This is a genomic window from Vibrio makurazakiensis (assembly GCF_050337375.1).
In the GTDB taxonomy this organism is placed as follows: domain Bacteria; phylum Pseudomonadota; class Gammaproteobacteria; order Enterobacterales; family Vibrionaceae; genus Vibrio; species Vibrio makurazakiensis.
On the sequence record NZ_JAKJSW010000335.1, the window covers coordinates 1 to 3,017 of the forward strand.

Here is a 3,017-nt window from a genome sequence, read left to right on the forward strand (position 1 = left end):
GGATTGAATGTAGCGTAGATCAAACTCAATGCGCTTTTCCATTTTGTCCAAGGTATCCGTTTCGCCTCTAAATCCGTTGACTTGTGCCCAACCCGTTATCCCGGGTTTAACTTTGTGCCTAAGCATGTATCGGTCAACTAATTGTCGGTACTCTTCATTGTGGGCTACCGCATGTGGACGAGGGCCAACGATAGACATTCTTCCTTGCAAAACATTAATAAATTGAGGAAGTTCATCTAGCGAAGTGCGTCGTATAAAAGCGCCAAATCTAGTTACACGAGGATCATTTTTAGTCGCTTGTTTAACTACATTGCCGTTATCCATCGACTTCATAGACCTAAATTTCCAAACTTTAATCGGCTTTCCATCAATTCCGTAACGTATTTGTTTAAATATGACAGGTCCGGGAGAAGATGCCTTAACACCTATAGCTACAAACAAAAGGACAGGGCTGATTAATAATAAAATAAAGAAAGATAAAATAACGTCCTCGACCCTTTTTATAAACGTGCTTGCTCCATAAAATGGAGTATCGTGAACACTGAGCGTTGGTACTGTACCTACATTTTTCCATCTTGATTGAATTAAGTCATACGTAAAGAAATCAGGTACGATATAAACTCTTGCAGTGCTATCAGAAAAATATTTTATTATTTGCTTAATTCGATTGTTTGCTTCCATAGGTAGTGCAACGTATACATGTCTAAAACTTCTTTCTTTCGCCAGTGAGAGTGCATCATTTATTTTCCCATTAACAATAAAAGGGGTTGATGATATTGATAACCTGCTATCTTCTCTATCGTCATATACACCTACTAATTTTAGTCCTAGGCTTTTATTTTTAATCTCGTTAGCTAATGCTATGCCTGAAGGGGTAGCCCCGATTATAATTGCTTTTTGTTCATATGATTTTGAGTAGTAATTATGTTCAATATATCTATAAATAGCTCTCCAACTGGACATTAATATAGGTGTAGCTATAAACCATATTCCGATGACAACACGAGAGAAGTTCACTGTTTCTTTGGAAAAGAAGGTAATGAGTAACAAACATGTTATAGAGGCTACCCAAGAAAGCCAAAGACAAATATGCGATTGCTTAATGGAGACCAAATTAGACATTTGGTATAACTTGGTAACTTCTGAAGATAATGTAAAAACAAACACCATCAAACTTACTATTACTAAATAGTTAAGGTTTACTTCACCAATATATAGAAGAACGGAAGTCAAAAGAGTTGACACTATGATAGCGCTATCAACTAAACGATGAATTATTATTGACTCTTCACCATGGTTTTTTATTAATTCCACCTTCACCCTTCCCTAACATCCCGTTTAGACATGCTACCGCCCTCAGGTTATAAAGCTCCTACTGTGCTTAATAATGAACGATAGTTTATTTAATTTGGGCTTCTAACAAAAATGTAGGGGCTATTCTGCGGGTATCATATGTAAAACGATATAGATAATTCACGCAAGAAATGAAGTTCTTATAAATGAGAGGCAGTTTCATTGATTTGACAAATGAGTCACCTTTACGTCGCACAAAACCTTGGATTTATAAATMATACGGTTGACATTTAGGGTATATGACTCAGCCGAAATTGATGGTAAATCTATCAATTATATCAGTCAGACATTACTTGTTCGTAGAGTTGTTAATAGTGGTTCGGGCACTGGGAAGGTGAGAGAGAGGATTGTTCTTGAGTAAAAAAGCCCCCGCGTACTTTCGTAGGCGGGGGCTTTTTGAAGCTATGTTATTAAATCACTTTAGAATTTATTTTGAGCGACGCTCAATAACAGCATTAGCTAGTTGGCGAAGTACTTTTTCAGTATCTCCCCAGCCAATACACGCATCGGTAATAGACTGACCGTATGTTACAGCTTTGCCATCAACTAAATCCTGGCGGCCTTCAATAAGGTGAGATTCAATCATTACTCCGAAGATAGCGCTATCACCACCAGCAATTTGCGAACTCACGTCATCTGATACATTGATCTGACGTTGGTACTGCTTAGAGCTGTTTGCGTGACTAAAATCGATCATCACTTTCTGTGGTAAACCAGATGCTTCTAGTTGCTTTTTAATATCGCCAACATGGTCAGCACTGTAGTTTGGTTCTTTGCCGCCACGAAGGATAATGTGGCAATCCGGGTTACCTGCCGTTTCTACGATAGCAGAATGACCGTACTTGGTAACCGACAAGAAATGGTGAGATGCGCTAGCAGAGCGAATTGCGTCTGTTGCGATTTTAATGTTTCCATCTGTACCGTTCTTGAAACCAACAGGGCAAGACAAACCTGATGATAATTCACGGTGAACCTGTGATTCAGTCGTACGTGCGCCAATCGCTCCCCAACTAATAAGATCAGCTACATACTGAGGCGTAATCATGTCTAGGAACTCACTAGCTGTAGGCATACCCATATCTGTAAGATCTAACAGTAATTTACGACCAATACGTAGGCCATCGTTTAACTTAAAAGTATCATCCATGTACGGGTCGTTGATTAAACCTTTCCAACCAACTGTGGTACGTGGTTTCTCGAAATAAACTCGCATAACGATTTCTAGGTGATCACCTAGTTCATCACGTAATACTTTCAGTTTTTTACCATATTCAATCGCGGCTTCTGGATCATGGATTGAGCATGGTCCGACGATAACCAGTAGACGGTCATCATTATCTTCCAAAATATTGTGAATCGCTTTACGGCTTTCAAAAGTTGTAGAAGAAGCAGTTTCTGTTGCTGGGAACTTTTCTAAAACGGCAACAGGGGGTAATAACTCTTTTACTTTATTAATTCTTACATCATCAGTTTGGAACATTGCTTACTTCTTCCTATATCATCTTTGTGCAAAGCCTTATAGCTAAACGGCTACAGATTAACCAGCACTTATTTTGTTGTTACCTGTAACTTATCGACTAAAAACCACAACTTCAATCACTATTTGAAAAAGAACGCAATTTTTTTTATGTATTATCTAAAAAACACTTTGTATATATAAATTT

General features: G+C 38.1%; 2 protein-coding genes. Both read right to left on the minus strand.

Annotated features, from left to right (window positions below; genetic code table 11):
* Nucleotides 1–1,314: undecaprenyl-phosphate glucose phosphotransferase (locus tag L4C33_RS21010; protein ID WP_428814338.1), on the minus strand; the 1,314-nt coding region annotated here is incomplete at its 3' end.
* A gap of 466 nt (nucleotides 1,315–1,780) precedes the next feature.
* A complete protein-coding gene (aroG, locus tag L4C33_RS21015) occupies nucleotides 1,781–2,833 on the minus strand; it encodes a 3-deoxy-7-phosphoheptulonate synthase AroG (RefSeq protein ID WP_428814339.1) in 1,053 nt (350 codons plus the stop codon).
* Nucleotides 2,834–3,017 lie beyond the last annotated feature (184 nt).